This is a genomic window from Serratia sp. PF-27, assembly GCF_030053255.1.
Lineage (GTDB): Bacteria > Pseudomonadota > Gammaproteobacteria > Enterobacterales > Enterobacteriaceae > Serratia > Serratia bockelmannii.
This window is the reverse complement of sequence record NZ_JASGBT010000021.1, coordinates 568,053-588,610: the sequence shown is the minus strand read 5'-3', so window position 1 is coordinate 588,610 and position 20,558 is coordinate 568,053. Positions and strand designations below refer to the sequence as shown.

18 protein-coding genes are annotated in these 20,558 nt (G+C 63.6%); 15 read left to right on the top strand and 3 right to left on the bottom strand.

Features of this window, described 5'->3' with window-relative positions:
• Positions 1-20 precede the first annotated feature (20 nt).
• Complete coding sequence (gene alkB, locus QMZ29_RS17840; protein WP_147823987.1) at positions 21-668, top strand: DNA oxidative demethylase AlkB; 648 nt, start codon at positions 21-23, stop codon at positions 666-668.
• On the opposite strand, the gene QMZ29_RS17835 is transcribed toward alkB, so the two are convergent.
• Positions 651-1,586 (bottom strand): LysR family transcriptional regulator, encoded by a 936-nt coding sequence (locus QMZ29_RS17835; protein WP_147823986.1) that lies wholly within the window; start codon positions 1,584-1,586, stop codon positions 651-653. The genes alkB and QMZ29_RS17835 overlap by 18 nt on opposite strands.
• An 85-nt stretch (positions 1,587-1,671) precedes the next feature.
• Here QMZ29_RS17835 and QMZ29_RS17830 point away from each other — a divergent pair, with 85 nt between their 5' ends.
• Positions 1,672-2,301 (top strand): alanyl-tRNA editing protein, encoded by a 630-nt coding sequence (locus QMZ29_RS17830; RefSeq protein WP_261427196.1) that lies wholly within the window; start codon positions 1,672-1,674, stop codon positions 2,299-2,301.
• Positions 2,302-2,316: 15 nt separating this feature from the next.
• On the opposite strand, the gene QMZ29_RS17825 is transcribed toward QMZ29_RS17830, so the two are convergent.
• Positions 2,317-2,559, bottom strand: coding sequence for a hypothetical protein (locus QMZ29_RS17825; protein WP_197769075.1), 243 nt, complete (start codon positions 2,557-2,559; stop codon positions 2,317-2,319).
• Positions 2,560-2,800: 241 nt separating this feature from the next.
• Between QMZ29_RS17825 and QMZ29_RS17820 the strand changes: the two genes are divergently transcribed.
• Genes QMZ29_RS17820 through QMZ29_RS17795 form a run of 6 tightly spaced genes read left to right on the top strand, consistent with a single transcriptional unit; the run spans position 2,801 to position 10,005 of the window.
• Complete coding sequence (locus QMZ29_RS17820; protein ID WP_261427198.1) at positions 2,801-4,360, top strand: TIGR04028 family ABC transporter substrate-binding protein; 1,560 nt, start codon at positions 2,801-2,803, stop codon at positions 4,358-4,360.
• A 9-nt stretch (positions 4,361-4,369) separates the two neighbouring features.
• Entirely contained in the window at positions 4,370-5,314 is a 945-nt protein-coding gene (locus QMZ29_RS17815; protein WP_060433522.1) for an ABC transporter permease, read from the top strand.
• A complete protein-coding gene (locus QMZ29_RS17810; RefSeq protein WP_261427114.1) occupies positions 5,311-6,201 on the top strand; it encodes an ABC transporter permease in 891 nt (296 codons plus the stop codon). Before QMZ29_RS17815 ends, QMZ29_RS17810 begins: the two co-directional genes overlap by 4 nt.
• On the top strand, positions 6,198-7,856 hold the full coding sequence (locus tag QMZ29_RS17805; protein WP_060447886.1) for a dipeptide ABC transporter ATP-binding protein: 1,659 nt from the start codon (positions 6,198-6,200) through the stop codon (positions 7,854-7,856). Before QMZ29_RS17810 ends, QMZ29_RS17805 begins: the two co-directional genes overlap by 4 nt.
• On the top strand, positions 7,853-8,896 hold the full coding sequence (locus QMZ29_RS17800) for a putative FMN-dependent luciferase-like monooxygenase (protein WP_043143170.1): 1,044 nt from the start codon (positions 7,853-7,855) through the stop codon (positions 8,894-8,896). Before QMZ29_RS17805 ends, QMZ29_RS17800 begins: the two co-directional genes overlap by 4 nt.
• Positions 8,893-10,005 (top strand): alkylhydroperoxidase domain protein, encoded by a 1,113-nt coding sequence (locus QMZ29_RS17795; protein WP_049203570.1) that lies wholly within the window; start codon positions 8,893-8,895, stop codon positions 10,003-10,005. The genes QMZ29_RS17800 and QMZ29_RS17795 overlap by 4 nt, the downstream gene beginning before the upstream one ends.
• A gap of 84 nt (positions 10,006-10,089) precedes the next feature.
• On the opposite strand, the gene QMZ29_RS17790 is transcribed toward QMZ29_RS17795, so the two are convergent.
• On the bottom strand, positions 10,090-12,003 hold the full coding sequence (locus QMZ29_RS17790; RefSeq protein WP_197769080.1) for a sigma-54-dependent Fis family transcriptional regulator: 1,914 nt from the start codon (positions 12,001-12,003) through the stop codon (positions 10,090-10,092).
• A gap of 277 nt (positions 12,004-12,280) precedes the next feature.
• On the opposite strand from QMZ29_RS17790, the gene ssuD reads away from it, so the two are divergent.
• The 7 genes from ssuD (at position 12,281) to QMZ29_RS17755 (ending at position 20,546) form a co-directional block, all read left to right on the top strand.
• On the top strand, positions 12,281-13,453 hold the full coding sequence (ssuD, locus tag QMZ29_RS17785) for an FMNH2-dependent alkanesulfonate monooxygenase (RefSeq protein ID WP_043143175.1): 1,173 nt from the start codon (positions 12,281-12,283) through the stop codon (positions 13,451-13,453).
• Entirely contained in the window at positions 13,453-14,832 is a 1,380-nt protein-coding gene (locus tag QMZ29_RS17780; RefSeq protein WP_261427118.1) for an FAD/NAD(P)-binding protein, read from the top strand. Before ssuD ends, QMZ29_RS17780 begins: the two co-directional genes overlap by 1 nt.
• An 84-nt stretch (positions 14,833-14,916) precedes the next feature.
• Positions 14,917-16,323 (top strand): LLM class flavin-dependent oxidoreductase, encoded by a 1,407-nt coding sequence (locus QMZ29_RS17775; protein ID WP_261427119.1) that lies wholly within the window; start codon positions 14,917-14,919, stop codon positions 16,321-16,323.
• Between the two features lie 7 nt (positions 16,324-16,330).
• Positions 16,331-17,350 (top strand): methionine ABC transporter ATP-binding protein, encoded by a 1,020-nt coding sequence (locus tag QMZ29_RS17770; protein WP_147823981.1) that lies wholly within the window; start codon positions 16,331-16,333, stop codon positions 17,348-17,350.
• On the top strand, positions 17,347-18,051 hold the full coding sequence (locus tag QMZ29_RS17765) for a methionine ABC transporter permease (RefSeq protein WP_373275265.1): 705 nt from the start codon (positions 17,347-17,349) through the stop codon (positions 18,049-18,051). Before QMZ29_RS17770 ends, QMZ29_RS17765 begins: the two co-directional genes overlap by 4 nt.
• A gap of 2 nt (positions 18,052-18,053) precedes the next feature.
• Positions 18,054-18,929, top strand: coding sequence for a MetQ/NlpA family ABC transporter substrate-binding protein (locus QMZ29_RS17760; RefSeq protein ID WP_049295938.1), 876 nt, complete (start codon positions 18,054-18,056; stop codon positions 18,927-18,929).
• A gap of 183 nt (positions 18,930-19,112) precedes the next feature.
• The gene (locus QMZ29_RS17755) at positions 19,113-20,546 is read left to right on the top strand and encodes an MFS transporter (RefSeq protein WP_043143179.1); all 1,434 of its coding nucleotides are present in this window, start codon (positions 19,113-19,115) and stop codon (positions 20,544-20,546) included.
• Positions 20,547-20,558 lie beyond the last annotated feature (12 nt).

The window sequence follows — 20,558 nt, the reverse complement described above, 5'->3', positions numbered from 1 at the left end:
TATTCATACAGGGTATGGCAATGACAATCGATCTTTTTGAAGACGCGCTGCCGCCGCCGTGGCGCGAAGAGATCGCCCCCGGCGCGGTGGTGATGCACGGTTTTGTGCGCGATCACGGGCCGGAACTGCTGGCGGCGGTGCAGGGCGTGGTGGCCCAGGTGCCGTGGCAGCACTTGACCACGCCCGGCGGGCACGTGATGTCGGTGGCGATGAGCTGGTGCGGCAACGGCTGGACCAGCGACAGCCGCGGCTACCGCTATTCGGAACGCGACGCGCGCAGCGGCAAACGCTGGCCGGCTATTCCGCCCATCCTGATGGCGCTGGCGGACGAAGCCGCGCAGCTGGCGGGCTTTGGCCCCTTCGTACCGGACTCTTGCCTGATGAACCGTTACGATCCGGGCAGCAAGCTGTCGCTGCATCAGGATAAAGACGAACACGACTTCGGTGCGCCGATCGTCTCGGTGTCGCTCGGGCTGCCGGCGGTGTTTCAGTTCGGCGGCCTGCAACGCAGCGACCGGGCGCAGCGCATCCCATTGGCGCACGGCGACGTGGTGGTGTGGGGCGGCCCATCGCGGCTCTGTTTTCACGGCATTCTGCCGGTCAAGGAAGGCTACCACTCGCTGGTGGGGCCGCACCGCATCAACATCACGCTACGCAAGGCGCTTTAACTGCGGCTCCTGCGCCAGGCAGGCGACGAGATAGTCGATAAACACCCGCAGTTTGGGCGGCAGATACTGGTTGGGCGCGTAAAGCAACCACAGGCCGCCGTGATAGCTGCTGAGGAAATCCCATTCCGGCAACACCTGCACGATCTCGCCGCCGTCAAGCGCCTGGCGGGCGGTAAAATACGGCAGGCTGCCGATGCCGATATGCCGTTTCACCGCGTCCAGCCGCACGCCGGTGTGGTTGGCGGCGTAGCGGCCGCGCACGTTGACCGTCACCGTTTTGCCGCTGCGGCGGAACTTCCATTGCGCATCGCTCGGCGTCTCTCCCAGATAGATGCAGCTGTGCGCCGCCAGATCGTGCGGGTGCTGCGGCGTGCCGTGCTGCGCCAGGTAGTGCGGCGTGGCGCACAGCAGATGGTCTATTCTCATCAACTGGCGGCCGATCAACCCGGGCGACGGGCGATCGGTAATGCGCAGCGCCAGATCCACCCGATCGTCGATCAAATCCATGTAGCGATCTTCCAGCCGCAGCCTCACGTCCACCTTTGGGTAGCGGCGCAGGAACTCCGGCATGTGCGGATGCAGCACAAAGCGGCCCACCGCTTTGGGTACGCTGACGCTGACCAGCCCTTCGGGCTCCACGGCGCCGCGCCCGCCGATCGCCATGACCGCGTCGGCCGCCGCCAGCAGGGTGCGGCAGTGCGCAAACGCCTCTTCGCCGCTTTCGCTCAGCCGCAGTTTGCGGGTGGTGCGGTGCAGCAGCTGCAGCGCCAGCGCCTGCTCGAGCTTCGCCACGCTGCGGCTGACGGCGGAAGGCGAAGTGCCCAGCTTGCGGGCGGCGGCAGAAAAACTGCCGCTCTCTACCACCTGAACGAAAATGGCCATTTCGGGCAACAGCGCGTAAGAAAGATTTGTGCTCATGACGCAAAGGTCCATTGTGATGGCGGCGGATTATGCTCCGATTATGACATGAATATAATGGCTCTTCGAACCGAGGAGAAAAATGATGACCGAACGACGTTATTACTACAGCGACGATTTACAGGGCCAGGCACAGGTGTTGAGCTGCGCGCCGGCCGAGGCGGGCGCTTACGCCGTGGAGCTGGACGCCACGCTGTTCCACCCGCAGGGCGGCGGCCAGCCGTCCGATGTGGGAGCGTTAGACGGCGTCGCCGTGCTGCGAGTGCAACAGCAGGGGGATTCCGTGGTGCACTTTACCGCCGCGCCGCTGCCGATCGGGCCGGTCACGATGCAAATCGATGAAGCGCAGCGTCGGCTGCACGCCCGTTGGCACTCCGGCGGGCATCTGATCGGCTGGCTGGGGGAAACCCGGGGGTGGCGGCCGGTCAAGGCGCATCATTGGCCGGGGGAAGGGCGCATCACTTTCGCGCCGGGACCGGATGCACAGACGATAGAAGCGGACTTTTTGCAGGCGGAGCTGGCGCGCTTGATTGCTGCCGATTTACCGCGCCGCCAACAGGCGGTGGACGGTATGCGCCAGGTCGGTTTCGGCGAGCTGCCCGCTTACGGCTGCGGCGGCACCCATGTGGCCACGCTGGGCGAGGTGGGCGCGATCGCGATCACCGGCATAAAGATGAAGAAAGGGCAGTTGAATGTGCAGTATGAGCTGGGTTGAATAAGGGAGAGCGGCTCAACGCCCGGCCTGCCGCAGCTGGGTGCAGAATGCGCATTGACATCCCGCTACCGGCACTGCCGCGCAGCTGCCGATGTTCACCGGCTGGGCGTCCATGGCGTGAAAGCCGTAAAACAGATTTTCGATGTTTTGTTCCGCCGCGCGCGCCTGTTCCGGGCGCGGTTCGGGCACTTTCGACTGAAACGCCGCGGCCTTGCCGGCCAACAGGGTGAGAAACAGCAGCGACAGCTGGATTTTCATCGTCGTCTTCCTTTGGCTGAGATTTTGATACTTTATAACAAAATGCATTCGTCGCCAAGCGACGCGTCTTGTGCGATTTACACCATTGGTTAGCGAAATTCGTTCGTTCAATTCCCCGCCGATTTGGTTTGTTATCTAACCCATAACTTTCAGAAATAATATGGGTGCGGCGCGAATGTTTAAGTTTTCTTTCAAGGTATTAACCGGTGGAATAGCGGTGGCGTTAGGAGGGGCGGCGGCGATGAGCCCGGCGTTGGCGGCGGTGCAGGGCGGCACGCTGATCTACCTCGAACAGCAGGCGCACACCAATCTTTATCCGCCTTCCGGTGGGTTTTACCCCAACGGCGGTATTCTCAATCAGATCACCGATAAGCTGACTTACCAGAACCCCAAGACGCTGGAAATTGAACCCTGGATCGCCGAGTCCTGGAGCAGCAACGCCGACAAAACCGAATATACCTTCAAGCTGCGCCCCGGCGTGACTTTCTCCGACGGCACGCCACTGGACGCCAACGCGGTGGCGAAGAACTTCGACACTTACGGGCTGGGCAACAAGGAGAAACGCCTGCCGGTTTCCGAGGTAATCAATAACTACCAGCGCAGCGAAGTGGTGGATCCGCTGACGGTTAAATTCTACTTCACGCGGTCGTCGCCGGGTTTCCTGCAGGGCACCGCCACTATTGGCTCCGGGCTGGTATCGCTCGGCACGTTGAACCGCAGCTACGACGAACTGGGCGATGCGCGCCATATCATCGGTTCCGGTCCGTTTGTGGTCAGCGGCGAAACGCTGGGGCGTGAGGTCGAGCTCAGCGCCCGCAAGGATTATGACTGGGGGCCGGCCAAATCGCCCCAACAAGGGCGAGCTAATCTGGACGGCATCAAGGTGATCGTCACCGGTGAGGACAGCGTGCGCATCGGTGCGCTGCAGGCCGGGCAGGCAGATTTTATCCGCCAGATCCAGGCCTATGACGAGAAGCAAACGCAGGATCAGGGCTTTATCATTTATGCCGCACCGACGCGCGGCGTCAACGACAGCATCGCTTTCCGGCCGGATAACCCGCTGGTGGCCGATCTGCGCGTGCGTCAGGCGCTGCTGCATGCCACCGACAGCAAACAGATCGTCGATACGCTGTTTTCCGTCAACTACCCGCAGGCCAAATCGGTGATCGCCTCCTCGGCCGCCAGCTTTGTCGATCTGTCCGACAAGCTGAAATTTGACCCGCAGCAGGCTAACCGGCTGTTGGATGAAGCGGGTTGGAAAAAGGGCGGCGACGGGCTGCGGGAAAAGGACGGCAAGAAGCTGGTGCTGACGGTGTATGAATCGTTGCCGCAGCCGCAGAACAAGGCGGTGTTGCAGCTGGTTTCTCAGCAGTGGGGGAAGGTCGGCGCGCGGCTGAACATTCTGGCGGGCGACGCCGGCAGCCGGGTGGCGGATAATCTCGACCCACAGAAAACCCCGGCGACGGTGGTGGAGGTGGGGCGCGCCGATCCGGACGTGATCAAAAGTCAGTTTTATCCAACCAATCGCGATGGGCTGCTGCAGAAGGGCGGTACCAGCAGCAACAGCAATTTTAGCGATGACAAGCTGAACGCCCTGCTGCTCGGCATTGCCTCCGAGGTTGACGTGCAAAAGCGCCTGCAGACAGCCGGCGAGGCGCAAAACTACCTGATTGACCAGGCCTACGTGATCCCGTTTTTTGAGGAGCCGCAGGTGTTCGCCGGCGCGCCTTATTTGAAGGGGGTGAGCTTCGAAGCGGTCGGCCGCCCGAGCTTCTACGGCGCCTGGTTAGAGAAACATTAAGGGGGCGCAATGAAGCGATATCTGGCGGGGCGCATCGGGCAGGCGGCATTGGTGCTGTGGGCGGCCTTTACCCTGTCGTTCCTCCTGCTGCAGGTGCTGCCGGGCGATGCGATCCTGATCAAATTCCAGAACCCGGACATGGGGCTGAGCCCGGCGCAGATCGCCGACATGCGCGCGGCCTATGGCGCGGATGTCCCCTTGTGGCGGCAGTATCTGCATTCCCTGGGCAGCGTGCTGCATGGCGATTTGGGCTTCTCAATGCAGGCCGGGGTGCCGGTTACCGCGCTGCTGGCGGCTAATCTGCCCGCCACGCTGCAGTTGGCGGTACTGGGCTTTGCGGTGGCGTTGCTGCTGGCGCTGATTATCGCTTTTGCTTCCAACCTGACCGGCTTCGGCTGGCTGCGTTCGGCGCTGCAGATGCTGCCGTCGCTGTTCGTTTCAGTGCCCACCTTCTGGCTGGGCATTGTGCTGATTCAGCTCTTTTCGTTCCGCCTGAAGCTGATCCCGATCATTAACCCCGGCGAGTGGCAGGGGTTGATTTTGCCGATCGCGACGCTGGCGCTGCCGATCTCTGCGCCGTTGGCGCAAATTCTGATCCGCTGCATCGATGCGGTGCAAACCCAGCCGTTCGTCGTGGTAGCGCGGGCCAAGGGCGCCAGCCGCAGCGGGGTGCTATGGCGGCATGTGGCGCGCAACGCCATGCTGCCGGCGCTGACCATCGCCGGCATGCTGTTCGGCGAACTGATCGCCGGGGCGCTGATCACCGAAACCGTGTTTGGCCGCAGCGGCCTGGGGCAATTGACCCAGCAAGCGGTGGTCAACCAGGACGTGGCGGTGCTGCAGGCGATAGTGCTGATCTCGGCCACCGCTTTCGTCATCATCAATTTGCTGGTGGATCTGCTGTTCCCACTGCTGGATCCGCGGCTGAAAACCCAGGCAGGAGCATCCCTATGAGCAGTATCTCCTTTGAAAAAGCCACGGTTCCTGAGCGCGATCTGTCCGGCGCTGAAAGTGAAGGCGCGCTGCCCGCCAGTCGTCCGAGCCGCCGCCGTGTCCCCCTGACGCTTTTGCTGGCCTGGGCGGTCATTGCGCTGGTGGTGCTGTGGGCGTTGGCGCCGCAGCTGTTTACCGCCTACAGCGGCACCGAAGGCATTGCCGGCGCGCAGCGGCTGGCGCCCGGCGGTGACCATTGGCTTGGCACCGATCAGCTGGGACGCGACCTGTATGCGCGCATGGTGTACGGCGCGTCGCAAACCCTGGCCGGCGCGGTAGTGGCGGTGGCGCTGGGGTTGGTGTTCGGCACCTCGCTCGGCCTGATCGCCGGTGCGTTGGGCGGCGTGGCGGACGACGCGGTGATGCGCGTCGTCGATGTGCTGTTGTCGATCCCCGGCCTGCTGCTGTCGCTGAGCATTATCATCCTGCTTGGTTTCGGTACGGTCAACGCCGCCATCGCGGTGGGTGTCACTTCAGTTGCCAACTTTGCCCGTCTGGCACGGGCGGAAGTGGTGCGAGTGCGGCACAGCGATTACGTTGAAGCGGCCTACGGCAGCGGCGGTAGCTTTTGGGCGGTGCTGTGGCGGCATATCCTGCCGAACTCGCTGACTTCGGTGATCGCCTTCTCGGCGCTGCAGTTCGGCAGCGCGATCCTGGCGATCGCCACCCTGAGTTTCCTCGGTTACGGCACTCCGCCGCCAACCCCGGAATGGGGGCTGCTGATCGCCGAAGGGCGCAACTACATTTCCACCGCCTGGTGGCTGACCACCTTCCCGGGCATTGTGGTGGTGGCGGTAGTGTTGGCGGCTAACCACATCAGCCGTTCGCTGGGAGGAAAAGCGCGATGAGCATGCAAGCGGCATGGCAACGGGCGGCGCGGCCGCCGGTACTGGCGCTGGACAAGGTTTCCATCGCTTATGAGGGCAACGAAGGCAGGCGAAGGGTGGTGCATGAGGTGTCGTTCACGATTGAGCCGGGCGAGGTGGTGGCGCTGGTTGGCGAATCCGGTTCCGGCAAAACCACCACGGCGCAGGCGATCATCGGCTTGCTGGCCGACAACGGCCACCTTGAACAGGGCACCATCCGGCTGCACGGTACCGATATCGCCGGCTGGTCATCGCGGCGGCTGGATGCGGTGAGAGGGGCGCAAATCAGCCTGATCCCGCAAGATCCCGCCAGCTCGCTCAACCCGGTAAAAACCATCGGCGAGCAGGTGGCGGAGATCGTCAATATTCACCGCCGGTTGCCGCGCGCGCAGGTACAACAGCGGGTGACGGAACTGTTGACCCGCGTCGGGCTGACGCACCCGGAACTGCGGGCGCGCCAGTTTCCGCATCAACTTTCCGGCGGCATGAAGCAGCGGGTATTAATCGCCATCGCTATTGCGCTGCAGCCGGCGTTGATCATTGCCGACGAACCGAGCAGCGCGCTGGACGTGACGGTGCAAAAACACATTCTCGATCTGATCGACGAGCTGCGGCGTGAATTTGGCACTGCAGTGTTGCTGGTGACGCACGATTTGGGCGTGGCGGCGGAACGCGCCGATCGACTGCTGGTGTTCCGCCACGGCCGGGTGCAGGAACAGGGGGCTACCGCCGAGGTGCTGCGCGCGCCTGCCAGCGCATACACCCGCAAACTGTTTGCCGATGTGCCTTCATTGAGCGGCGCCGTTGCGCCGCCGCCGAAACGCAGCGGGCAGCCGCCGGCGATCGTGGTTCAGGCGCTGGTGAAGGATTTTCGGCTGTCCGGCGGCCAGGGGTTCCGCGCGCTGGATAGTGTGTCGTTTAGCGTGCCGCGCGGCACCACCCATGCGTTGGTAGGAGAGTCCGGGTCGGGCAAAAGCACGCTGGCGCGTTGCCTGCTGGGCTTCGAGCGGCCGGATGCCGGGCAGATCCTGATCGACGGCGTCAACGTTATCGGTCTCAGGGGCGAAGCGCTGCGTCAGTTTCGGCAGCGCATTCAGCTGGTTTATCAGAATCCGTTCAGCTCGCTCGATCCCAAACAGACTCTCTATCGGGTGATTGAAGAACCGCTGCTGAATTTCGCGCCGATCGGCAAACCGGAGCGCGATCGGCGGGTGCGTGAGTTGTTCGAACGGGTTGCGCTGCCGCCCGATTTGCTGAACCGCAGGCCGCACGAGTTGTCCGGCGGCCAGCGTCAGCGGGTGGCGATTGCCCGCGCGCTGGTGCTGCAACCGCGAATATTGGTATTGGATGAGGCCACGTCGGCGCTCGACGTCACGGTGCAGGCGCAGATCTTGCATTTGTTGCAAGAGTTGCAGCAGGAGCGGGACCTGACCTACCTGTTTATTTCTCACGATCTGGCGACGGTGCGGCGGATTTCGCACAGCGTTTCGGTATTGCACCGCGGTGAACGGGTGGACGGCGGCGCCACCGCCGAGCTGTTCGCCATGCCGGGGAGCGATTACACCCGTCAATTGATCGCCGCCATTCCCGGCCGCGCATCGCATGCCGGACAGCCAAAATTCGAGGAGGCGATATGAGCGGAAAAAGACTCGGTTTCTTCACCCGATTGCTGGATCAGGGCAGTGCGCAGGAGCGCTACCGGCTGGCGATCGAACAGATCGTGCACGCCGAACGAGCCGGGTTCGACACCGCTTGGGTGGCGCAGCACCACTTTCATGCTGATGAGGGTGGTCTGCCATCACCGCTGGTGTTTTTGGCGCAGGCGGCGGCACGCACCCGCCGTATCCGGCTGGGCACCGGGGTGATCACGTTGCCGATGGAGTCGGCGCTGCGGGTGGCGGAAGACACTGCGGTGCTGGATCTGTTGTCCGACGGCAGACTGGAGGTGGGCGTGGCCGGCGGCGGCACGCCGTCTTCTTTCGCCGCTTTCGGTCTCGACGCCGGTCAGCGCAACACGGCATTCGCCGAGAATTTGCGCACGTTGCTGAGTGCCTGGCGCGCAGAGGCGTTGGGCGGCGAAGACAACCGGCTGTACCCGGCGGCGCCGCAGCTGGCGCAACGTGTCTGGCAGGCCACGTTCTCGGTGGAGGGGGGGGAACGGGCCGGCCGCGCCGGTGACGGCCTGATGCTGTCGCGCACGCAGCCGCGCCCCGCGGACGCGCCTGACCTGCCGCTGGACGAACTGCAGAATCCGATCATTGACGCTTATCTGGCGGCGCTGCCGCCAGGGGTGGCACCGCGCATCATGGGGTCGCGCACCGCGTTTGTCAGCGAGAACGGCCAGCAGGCGCGCGACTTCGCCACGGCCGGGTTGAGCCGTGGGCTGGAGCGTATGCGCGCCAGCGGCCACCGGTTGGCCGATACGTCGCTCGACGGCCTGATCCGCGCTTTCGACGTGCACTTGGGCACGCCAGATCAGGTGATAGCCTCGCTGCAACGGGACAGCGCGCTGGCGCGCGTCACCGATCTGGCGTTTCAGGTGCACTCTATCGATCCACCGCACGCCCATATTCTGCGTTCTATCGATCTTATCGCCCGCCACGTGGCCCCTGAACTGGGCTGGCGGCGCGGCACGCCTGCCGCTGCTTATGAATATCACGTTGAGGAAAAGCTATGACGACATTATCGCACCAGGTCGATCTGCTGGCCGAACTGGCCGAGATTGCGCCGGATTCCACGCTGGCGCAGGCCAGAGCTACCCGTCAGGCGGCGACCGATGCCGTTCAGTCCAGCTATCTGGCGCTGTTTGCGCCTGCGGACGCCGGCGATTTTCCGCTGGCGCAGCGGCTGCGCTTGGCTCAGCGCATCAGTGAATGGCACGGCGAGCCGCGCTTGGCCGCGCACTACGCTGCTCTGCTGGAACGTCAGGGCGACGCGCCGGAAGACGAGCGGCTGCCGCTGGCGTTGGCGCATGCAGAACGGTTGGCGTTTCAACCGGCCAACGCCAACGCCCAGCACTTGCAGGCGCTGCGGCAGGCCGGCTGGTCGCTGGACGCCATCGTCACATTGTCGCAGTTAATCGCCTTTGTCAGTTTCCAAAGCCGCTTGCTGCGGGGCTACCGGCTGTTGGGCGGCAAGACGGACGACGCTGCGGCGCATCAGCCGGTAACGGCCGGCCGCTGGCGTACGGAGCGCACGACGCGAGGCGGCCGTCACGCGCCGCCGGCGTTTACCCGGCAAGAACTGGGGTGGGAGCCGTGGATCGCCGCCAAACCGTTGGCGGAATTCGATGACGCCGGCCGGGCGTTGCTAGAGCGGTTTGGCCACGCCGATTCCGATTACTTCCGCCTGTTGGCGCGCAACCATCCGGTGCTGGAACAACGCACGCTGGCGGACCGGGCGATTTTTTATACCTCCGGCGGGTTGGCGCGGCAGGATCGCGAGCTGGCGGCAACGGTCGCCAGCAAGGTGAACGGCTGCATCTACTGTGCCTCGGTGCATGCGCGCAAGGCGGCGCAGCTGTCGAAGCGCGAAGCCGAGATAGATCGGTTGCTGGCGGTGGCGCCGGGCGGCGCGTTGAGCCAGGGGCAGGATGACGCCTGGCAAGCGCAGATAACCTTTGCCGCCGCACTATCCGCAACGCCGCCGCAGGCCGACGCCGGGCAGCTGGCGGCGTTGCGCGCTCAGGGCCTGGATGAGCTGGCGCTGTTGGATTTGGTGCAGGCGACGGCGTTTTTTGCCTGGGCCAACCGGTTGATGTTGACGCTGGGCGAACCTTATCTCTGATCCCTGCCATCTTTCAGGTGGCGGCATTGTCGGCTGCAACCTGGAATCCACCGGACATCTGGCGTTGGCGCTTTCGGCAGGGGATCACATCGGCCAAACCGCCTCGCGCACGGCGATCGCTCTGGGCAGCAGCCCGAGGGCGTAGAAGCGGTCGGCGATGCTTTGCTGCTGGCGGATCACCTGTAAATCCATGGCGCGAACCTCGTGGCTGCGGCGCGACAGCGCGAGTTCCAGTGAGGCGCTCGCCAGCCCCAGTTCGTTGGAAAGGTGACGAGCGGCTTCTCTCGGCTGCGCGGCGATGTAGCGGCCGGTGTGCTGCAGCGCCTGCATCAGCGGCCGCAACAGATCGTCCGAACGCTCGGCGAAGCCGCGGCGCGCCAGGTAGAATTGCTGATTGAGCACCCGCTGGGTGCCGTCGGCGAGCACGCGCAGTTCCCCGTTGCGCTGCGCGTCGCTGAGCAGCGGATCCCACATCATCCAGGCGTCCACCGCCTGCAGGTCGGTCGCCGACAGCGGATACTTCGGCGGCGCGTAGACGATACGCACGTCGTTCAACGTCAATCCCTGTTCGTCCAGCATCTGCAGCAATAAATAGTGCACGTTGGAGCCTTTGTTGAGCGCGATGCGTTTGCCGCGCAGATCGGCGGCGCTGCGTATTGGGCTGTCTTGCGGCACCACCATCGCCACGCTCTGCGGCGCAGGCGGCTCAAAACCGACGTACACCAGCGCATTGCCCTGTGCCTGGGCGAAGATCGGCGGCACTTCGCCGGTGGTGCCGAAGTCTATCTCATCGCCGTCGAGCGCGTGCAGCAGCTGCGGCCCGGCGGGAAACTCGCTCCACAACACGCTGATGCGCTGTGTGGCGAAGAGCTGTTCCAGGCTTTGCCGCGCCTTGAGCACCCCGAGGTTGCCGAACTTTTGATAGCCGATGCGCAGTTCGCGTTCGGGCAGAGACGCTGCGGCGATGGCCGGTGAATGTGCGGGTGCGCCGGCGCTGCGACGGCGCGGTTTGATCAGACCAAGATGTGCCAAATGGGTGCGCAGGGTATTGCGGCTGACGCCAAGCAACGACGCCGCTTGCAGCTGGTTGCCGCCGCTGCTTTCGAAGGCGTTGCGCACCAGCGCATCCAGCACCCGTTGGTAAAGCTGTGCGCTGTCGCCTTGCAACTGCCGCTGCACAAAGCGGTCGATGGCGTCGTCACTGCCGCCGTCGTTATCCGTCAGGCGATGGGTGAGCTGCAGTTGCTGCGGTGCGATCGCCCCCTCCTGGCTCAGCAAGACCGCATTATGCAGCGTGTTCTCCAGCTCGCGCACGTTGCCAGGCCAAGGGTAGTCCAGCAGCGCCTGCTGCGCTTCCACCGTCAACCGCGGCAGTGGCCGTTCCAGACGGCGGGCGTACAGCGCAAGAAAATGTCTGGCCAGCACCGGAATATCCTCCGGCCGCTGGCGCAAGGGCGGTAAAGTCACCGCCGCCACGTTCAGGCGGTAATAGAGATCTTCACGGAACCGCCGTTGGCGAATCGCGCCGGCCAGATCGACGTGGGTGGCGGCGATGACCCGCACATCGATCTTCAGCGGTTTGCGCGAACCGACGCGGGTGATCTCCCGTTCCTGCAGCACGCGCAGCAGCTTGACCTGCAGCGACAGGTTCAACTCGCCGATCTCGTCCAGCAGCAGGGTGCCGCCTTCCGCCGCTTCGAACCAGCCCTGATGAGTGCCGACGGCGCCGGTGAAGGCGCCTTTCTCATGGCCGAACAGTTCGGCTTCCGCCAGACTTTCCGTCAGCGCGCCGCAGTTGACCGCCAGGAAAGGTTGATGGCGGCGCGCGCTGTGGTGGTGCAGATAGCGCGCCACCACTTCTTTGCCGGTGCCGGTTTCACCGACGATCAGCACGGTGGCGTCGGTGGGAGCCAGCCGATCGAGCACGCTTTGCAGAGCGAGCGACGCCGGATCGATCAGCACCGGCTTGTCGGCGGCGAACGGTTGGGGATCGTACATGGGCGTCTCCTGTCTACGACGATGGGAAAAAAATCTTATCCCAGCCAATGGGCAGCCGCGAGAGGATAAAAGGCGCACGGTGCTGCATTGGCAACAGCTTTCCGCCGCTGCCTGCTGCCAATGCAGCAGTGTTTTGACGTCGATATTTTATCAATATATTGATATTTATTGGTTTTTTAAAATCTGCAATGTGGCATGCATCCTGCTTTTCTTTTTATAACCAAGCAAAGTTTTTCTATCGATAAATACTGAAAATAGTTATATAGGAAAGGCATAAATGACTGAGTCAGTGAAAGAGCGCATCAACGTTTTCTGGTTTCTGCCGACCCACGGCGACGGCCGCTATCTGGGCACGGCGCAGGGCGGGCGCCCGGTGGACCTGCCTTATTTGCAGCAGGTGGCGCTGGCTGCCGACAACCTCGGCTATTACGGCGTGCTGATCCCAACCGGTAAAAGCTGCGAGGATTCCTGGCTGGTGGCGGCGGCGCTGGCGCCGATCACCCGCCGGTTGCGCTACCTGGTGGCGGTGCGCCCCGGGCTGCAGCCGCCGAGCCTGGCGGCGCGCATGGCGGCGACGCTGGATCGGCTGTCGGACGGACGCCTGCTGATCAACGTGGTGACCGGCGGCGATCCGGTGGAAAACAAAGGGGATGGCATCTTCCTCAGCCATGCCGAACGTTACGAAGTGACACAGGAATTTCTCACGGTGTATCAACGGCTGCTGCAAGGGGAGAAGGTGGATTTCAGCGGTAAGCATATTCGCGTCGAAGGCGCCGAATTGCTGTTCCCGCCGGTGCAGGAAAACGGCCCGCCGCTCTATTTCGGCGGCTCATCGCCGGAAGCGATCGACATCGCCGCTGGGCAGATCGACACCTACCTGACCTGGGGCGAACCGCTGGCTCAGGTGGCGGAAAAGCTGGCGGCGGTGCGCCAGCGCGCCGAGCGGCAGGGGCGTAAACTCAGCTATGGCATTCGCCTACACGTTATCGTGCGCGAAACTGAAGACGAAGCCTGGGCGGCGGCCGAGCGACTGATCGCGCATCTGGATGACGACACCATCGCGGCGGCGCAGCAGATTTTTGCGCGCATGGACTCCACCGGCCAGCGCCGCATGAGCGAGCTGCACGGCGGCTCGCGCGAGAGTCTGCGCATCGGCCCCAACCTGTGGGCCGGCGTCGGCCTGGTGCGCGGTGGCGCCGGCACCGCATTGGTGGGCAATCCGCAGCAGGTGGCGGCGCGCATACGCGAGTATCAGGCGCTGGGCATCGACAATTTCATCCTTTCCGGCTATCCGCATCTGGAAGAGGCTCACCGCTTCGCCGAGCTGGTGATGCCGCTGCTGCCGCTGGCACAGTCGGCTCATCAGACGGCTCGCACGATCAATACCGGCCCGTTTGGCGAAACCATCGGCGGCGATCGTCGTCCCGGCCCGGCGCAGCGGGAGGGCTGATGGCGAAGCGTGCCCATATTATCGTTATTGGCGGCGGTTTCACCGGCGCGGCGCTGGCGATCCAGCTGGCGCGCGGAGCGGTGGATGTCACGGTGATCGAACCGCGCGCCGCGCCGGGCTATGGCGTGGCGTATTCGACCACCGAGCCGACCCACCGCATCAACGTTCCGGCCGATAGGATGCAGCTGGCGGATGAGCCCGCGGGGGATTTTGACCGCTGGTTCCGTCAGGGCGGCGGGCTGACGGCCGATCCGCAGGCGCTATGGCGCGACGGTAAGGCCTATCCGCAGCGCGGCGCCTTCGGCCGTTATGTCGAGGAGCGTTTTCATCAGGCGGCGCAGTCGGGCCAGGCCCGCTTGCGGCACCTGCGCGATCGGGCGCAGTACCTGCAGCCGCAGGCGCAGGGCGCGTCCGTCATCACCGCCGGCGGCGAACGGCTGTGGGGCGATTATGTGGTGTTGGCGACCAGCCATCCGCCGCCCGCGCTGCCGCGGCAGATCGCCCCGGAACTGGCGCGCGACGCGCGGTTAATCGCCAATCCCTGGGCGGAGGGGGCGCTGGATGAGATTGAACCCGATGAATCGTTGGCGATCGTCGGCAGCGGGCTGACGATGGCCGATGCGGTGGCGGCGTTGCACCGCCGCGGGCATCGTGGGCCGATTACCGCGTTCTCTCGTCATGGCTTGTTGCCGCGTGCCAATGCCGAAGGGGAGTACCCGACGTGGTCGTTTACCCCGCCATCCGGACTGCGTGACGGGGTGCGGCAGGTGCGCCTTGAGGTGGCGCGCGCCGCTGGGCAACGGGTGCCGTGGCAGGCGGTGTTGGACGAGGTGCGCGCCCAGGGCCAGCGTCTGTGGCAAGCATTGACGCCGACCGAACAGCAGCGCTTTCTGCGGCATCTGCGCGCCTATTGGGACGTGCACCGCTATCGCATTGCACCGCAGGTGAGCACGTTGCTGGCGGAGCAACAGGCGGCGGGCACGCTGCAGATATTGGCCGCTCGTTTGCGGCGGGCAGAACCCACGCCGCAGGGCGTGCGTTTGACGATTCTGCCGCGCCAGGGCGCAGAGCGGGCGCTGCAGGCGCAGCGGCTGCTGATCGCTACGGGTCCGGCCCATGCTGGCCTGATCGCCGCCAGCCCGTTGCTCAGCTCGCTGGCGGAGCAGGGGGCGCTGCGCGCCGATCCGCTGGGATTGGGGCTGTGGGTCAATGCCGACAGCCAGGCGATCGGCGGCGACGGCCTTGCCAACCCGCGCCTGCTGGTGGCCGGCCCGGCGGCGCGTGGCCGCTTCGGCGAACTGATGGGGCTGCCGCAGGTGGCGGAACACGCCCAAAGCGTCGCGCAATATCTGCTGGCGCGATGTCCGGCTGCAAACTGATCGTCCATTCCCGTTTTTAACACCCTAAGACCCCCCATCCGGCCCGGCTCCGCCCGTGGCCGGCAGATAATTGTGGAGCTCGCTATGTCATCGCAACGTGAAATTCGTCTTAACGCTTTTGATATGAACTGCGTCGGCCATCAGTCGCCGGGGCTGTGGGCGCACCCGCGCGACCGTTCCTGGCAGTATAAGGATCTCGAATATTGGACCGATCTGGCGCGCCTGCTGGAACGCGGCAAGTTCGATGGATTGTTTATCGCCGACGTGCTGGGGATTTACGACGTGCTTAACGGCAGCGGCGACGCGGCGATCCGCCAGGCGACGCAGGTGCCGGTTAACGATCCGCTGGCGCTGGTGACGCCGATGGCGCTGGTTACCGAACATCTCGGCTTCGGGTTGACCGCCTCGCTGTCATTTGAGCACCCTTATCCTTTCGCCCGCAGATTGTCGACGCTTGATCACCTGACCAAGGGGCGTATCGGTTGGAATATCGTCACTTCTTACCTGGAGAGCGGCGCGCGCAATATTGGCCACCGGGCGCAGACCGATCACGATGCGCGCTACGACTACGCCGATGAATACCTACAGGTGGTTTACAAGCTGCTGGAGGGCAGTTGGGAAGACGGCGCGATTTTGCGCGATCGTCAGCGGCGCATCTTCAGCGATCCGGCGAAAATTCATCCGATCAACCACAAAGGCGAGTTCTTCCAGGTGCCGGGCATTCACCTGAGCGAGCCTTCGCCGCAGCGCACGCCAGTGTTGTATCAGGCCGGCGCTTCCAGCCGTGGCAAGCAATTTGCCGCGGAGCACGCCGAATGCGTGTTTGTCGCCTCTCCTTCGAAAACCTTGCTGAAAAAAAACGTGGCCGATATCCGCCGCCGCGCCGCCGAGGCCGGGCGCGACCCGCGCAGCATCCTGATCTTCAACCTGCAGACGGTGATCGTCGGTGAAACTGACCGGCAGGCGCAGGAAAAATGGCGGGAATACAAATCCTATACCAGCTACGAAGGCGCGCTGGCGCTGGTGTCCGGCTGGACCGGCATCGATTTCGGTCAGTATCAGCCGGATCAGGTGCTGAAGCATCTGCACACCAATGCCATTCAGTCGGCGGTGGAAACTTTCTCCAGCGCCGATCCCAGCCGTGAATGGACCGTACAGGGCATCGCCGAATGGGTCGGCATCGGCGGTTTCGGCCCGCTGTTGGTGGGCGGCCCGCAAACCGTGGCCGACGAACTGCAGGCGTGGGTGGAGGAAACGGATGTTGACGGTTTCAATTTGGCCTACGCCGTTACCCATGAAACCTTCACCGACGTGGTGGAACTGCTTATCCCCGAGCTGCAAAAACGCGGAGTGTACAAGCGCGACTACACAGCGGGCACTCTGCGAGAAAAATTGTTCAATCAGGGGCCGCGCCTGGCAGAGCCGCACCCGGCGGTGGGCTACCGCTGGCCGGCCGGCGCGCTCTTGGCCGATGCACTGAGCGTCAAGTGAGGATGCGATGATAGAGATTGAAGGATTGCACAAGGCTTACCGCGCGCCGGACGGGCGACGGATTGAGGTGCTGAAGGGCGTTTCGCTGCAGGTGCCGGCCGGATCGATTACCGCCGTGGTCGGCCCCAGCGGGGCGGGCAAATCGACGCTGGCGAAATGCATCAGCCTGCTGGAGCGGCCGAGCAGCGGCAGTATCCGGGTGAACGGCCAGGACTTGTCGCGGCTTGCGGGCGAGGCGCTGCGCAGGGAGCGGCGGGCGATAGGCACGGTGTTCCAGTCTTCCGCGCTGCTGCAGCGTAAAACCGCCTGGCAGAATGTGGCGCTGCCGTTGACCTATCTGGGCGTGGTGCCGCGCGATATCGACAAGCGGGTAAAGAGCCTGCTGGCAGCGGTGGGGTTGGCGGACAAGGCGGCGTTTTACCCGGCTCAGCTGTCCGGCGGCCAGCGCCAAAGGGTCGGCATCGCCCGCGCGCTGGCGCTGAATCCGTCGGTGCTGCTGGCGGATGAGGCCACCTCCGGGCTGGATCCGGACGCCACCGGGGCCATTCTCAGCCTGCTTAAACAGCTGCGCGATCGGTATGGCCTGTCGATCATCCTGATCACCCACGAGATGGATGCGGTGCGCGACGCCGCCGACGCGGTGGCCGAGATCCGCGACGGCGTGATTGTGCAGCAAGGGCCGGTGCGCGAGCTGTTGGCGGCGCCCGATTCCTCGCTGGGCCGCCAGCTGTTCCCGCTGAAGACGCTGGCGTCCGACGCCGCGTTGCGGCTGCAGGTGACCTATTCCGCCCGTCAGCCGGCGGCCATCGACTGGATCAGCCGCATCAGCCGCCAACTCGACCTGCAGATCGATCTGCTGGGCGGCCACGTTGAAGTGGTGGGCGGCAGCCTGGCTGGGCGGTTAGAGATTGCGGTGCGTTTTGGCGGCGGTTCGCGTTCGGTCGCTGAACTGCAGGGCGAGCTGCGGCGGTTGGGCATTCTCGCCGAGGTGCTGGAACAGCCGGCGGCCTTGCAGGAGGCGGTATGAAAAATCTGTCTGACAGCGTGATGAGCCAGGACACACCCTGGCGCGAGATCCATCGGTTGATGCTGCCGGCTTACGGCGAAACCTGGCTGATGGTCGGCATCGTGATGCTGTTTGTGGTGGCGATCGGCGGCGCCGTCGGCGTGGTGTTGTTCAACACCTCATCGCGCGGCTTGTTTCCGCGTCCGGCGCTGAATCGCGCGCTGAGCTGGTTAGTGAACATGGGCCGTTCGCTGCCGTTTCTGGTGCTGATGGCGGCGATTATTCCGTTCACCTTCTGGTTGACCGGCACCACCATCGGCATTCCGGCGGCGGTGATCCCGATGATCGTCGCCGGCGTTCCGTTCTTTGGCCGGCTGGTGGAGAACGCGCTGCGCGAACTGCCGCCGGAGGTGACGGCGGTGGGGCTGGTGTCCGGCGGTTCGATCTGGCAGATAGTCACCCGCGCGCAGCTCAGCGAGGCGCTGCCGGCGATCGTCGCCGCCATCACGCTGAACGTCATCTCGATGATCGAGTATTCGGCCATCGCCGGCACCATTGGCGCAGGCGGCATCGGCTATCTGGCGGTGGTGTACGGCTACCAGCGTTTCGACAATCACATCATGATCGCCACCATTGTGGTGCTGATCGCCACGATTCAACTGATTCAGTTTATTGGTGACCGCCTGGTCGCCGCGTTGCGTCATCATCAGGAAACCTTTTAATCATGCCTAATCACGATTTTGAGATAGTGAAGAAGAAACGCTGGCCGTGGCCGGTGGGTATCGCGGCGGTGGCGATTGTCGCCGCCGCGGTTTGGCACTTCAGCGCCGGCCAGCAGCAGACGGTGCAGTTCGGCAGCACGCTGAAAGTGCACTTTGAGCCGGCGATGGCCGGAGAGCAGCGGGTGATCGAGTACGTCGGCGACCATATCGCGCCGGATTACGGCCTCAGGCTGGAGGCGGTTGGCCTGCAGGATCCGGTGCAGGCCGATCGTGCGGTGGCGCAGGGGCAGTACGCCGCCACGATCTACCAGCACCAATGGTGGCTAAAGCAGGTGGTAGATGCCAATGGTTTTAAGCTGACCCCGACGCTGCCGGTGTTTCAGTGGGCGTTTGGCATTTATTCCGACCGCTATAGGTCGATCGCGGAGTTGCCGGACGGCGCGGAGATCGTGGTGCCCAACGACGGCGCCAATCAGGGGCAGGCGTTGTGGCTGCTGCAGCGCATTGGACTGATTGGGCTGGATCCGGCGATTGAGGCGCGCACCGCCAGGCTGAAAGACATTCGCGAGAACAAACGCCATTTTAACTTCAAGGAGCTGGATTTGCTGACCATGCCGCGCGCGCTGAATTCGGTCGATGCGGCCATTGGCTATGTGTCGCAGTTCGACGCCGGCAAGGTGCCGCGTGAGAAGGGCATCTTGTTCCCACCGGCGCCGAAAACCTTCGCCTCGCAGCTGGTGATTGGCACGCCCTATCTGCAGGACGAAAATATTCGCAAGCTGCAGCGGGCGTTTGCCGATCCCAGGTTGCAGGCGTGGCTGAAAAGCACCGACGACCCGCTGGTGAAAGGCGTGCTGGTGCCGGTCTCGGCAGAATAATCCCCGCCCGAAATGACCGTGATAAAGACCGGATTAACGCGCGTTAATCCGGCGTTTTTGTTACGCTGTAACCATGTTTAATTTATTGATATTAATGATATTTATAGAAGAAATTGTTGTTTGTCGGCGTAATTTTTTCACCCTATAAACGAGGTGTCACCTGCCAATTACAACGAGGAAGCTATGAGTACCTTAAATATCGATACCGCGCCGCCGTTATCTGCGCCCATCGGCTCGGCCAGCGATGTGGCGCGTTTGATTAACCAGCGCAGCGAGAAAAATACCCATGCGCGCATGATCGTGCTGTTGGCGCTGGGCGGTGTTTTTCTCGATGCCTATGACCTGACCACGCTGTCTTACGGCATCGATGACGTGGTGCGTGAATTCAGCCTCAGCCCGCTGCTGACCGGGGTGGTAACTTCTTCGATCATGGTCGGGACCATTCTCGGCAACCTGGTCGGCGGCTGGTTGACCGACAAGTACGGCCGCTATCAGGTGTTTATGGCCGATATGCTGTTTTTTGTGGTTTCCGCCATCGCCGCCGGGCTGGCGCCCAACGTCTGGGTGCTGATCGGCGCGCGCTTTTTGATGGGGATCGGCGTCGGCATCGATTTGCCGGTGGCGATGGCCTATCTGGCCGAATTCTCCAAATTCACCGGCAAGGCCAACAAGGCGTCGCGCCTGGCGGCCTGGTGCCCGATGTGGTACGCCGCTTCGTCGGTGTGTTTTCTGATCATCTTTGCGCTCTATTTTCTATTGCCGGCCGAATATGCGAACTGGTTGTGGCGCGCCTCGTTGATTTTCGGCGCCGTGCCGGCGTTGCTGATCATCATGGTGCGCAGCAAGTTTATGAACGAGTCGCCGCTGTGGGCCGCTAACCAGGGCGATCTGAAAGAGGCGGCGCGCATCCTGCGCGAGTCATACGGCATTGCCGCCCATGAGGCGGAACCTGACGCCGCCCAACCGGCGGCGCCGCCGAAGGTCAGCTTCCGCGTGCTGTTCCGCAAGCCGTACCGCGAGCGCACGCTGGTCGCCAGCGTGATGAACGTTTGCATTTCCTTTGAATACACCGCCATCGCCTTCTTTCTGCCGTCGATTCTGGCGCAGTTTCTCGGCGCCGGGGTGTTTGAAACTATCTCCGCTTCGCTCGGGCTGAACGTGCTGTTCGCCTTTACCGGTGGCCTGCTCGGCATGCGTCTGGCATGGAAGTATCCGTCGCGCCAGGTGGCGATCGCCGGATTTGCGCTGCAGTTTATCGCGCTGATTGCCCTGGCGTTGATCGGACATCCGCAGGCGGCGTTCGGCGTTGGGCTGGCGATCCTGATGTTGGGCCTATGGCTGTTCGCCGAAGGATTCGGCCCCGGCGCGCAGATGATGATTTATCCGGCGCTCTCTTACCCGACGGCGATCCGCGCCACCGGCGTCGGTTTCGGCCGTTCGCTGTCCGGTATCGGCAGCGCGCTGGCGCTGTTTATTCTGCCGATTTTGCAGGCGCGCTTCGGCACCGACATGTTTTGGATTGTTTCACTGGCGGCGGCGATCCCCATCGTCTTCCTGCTGATCATTCGCTTTGAACCGACGGCGCACGATATCGACGATCTGGCCGATCGCGCTTAACCACAGAGGACA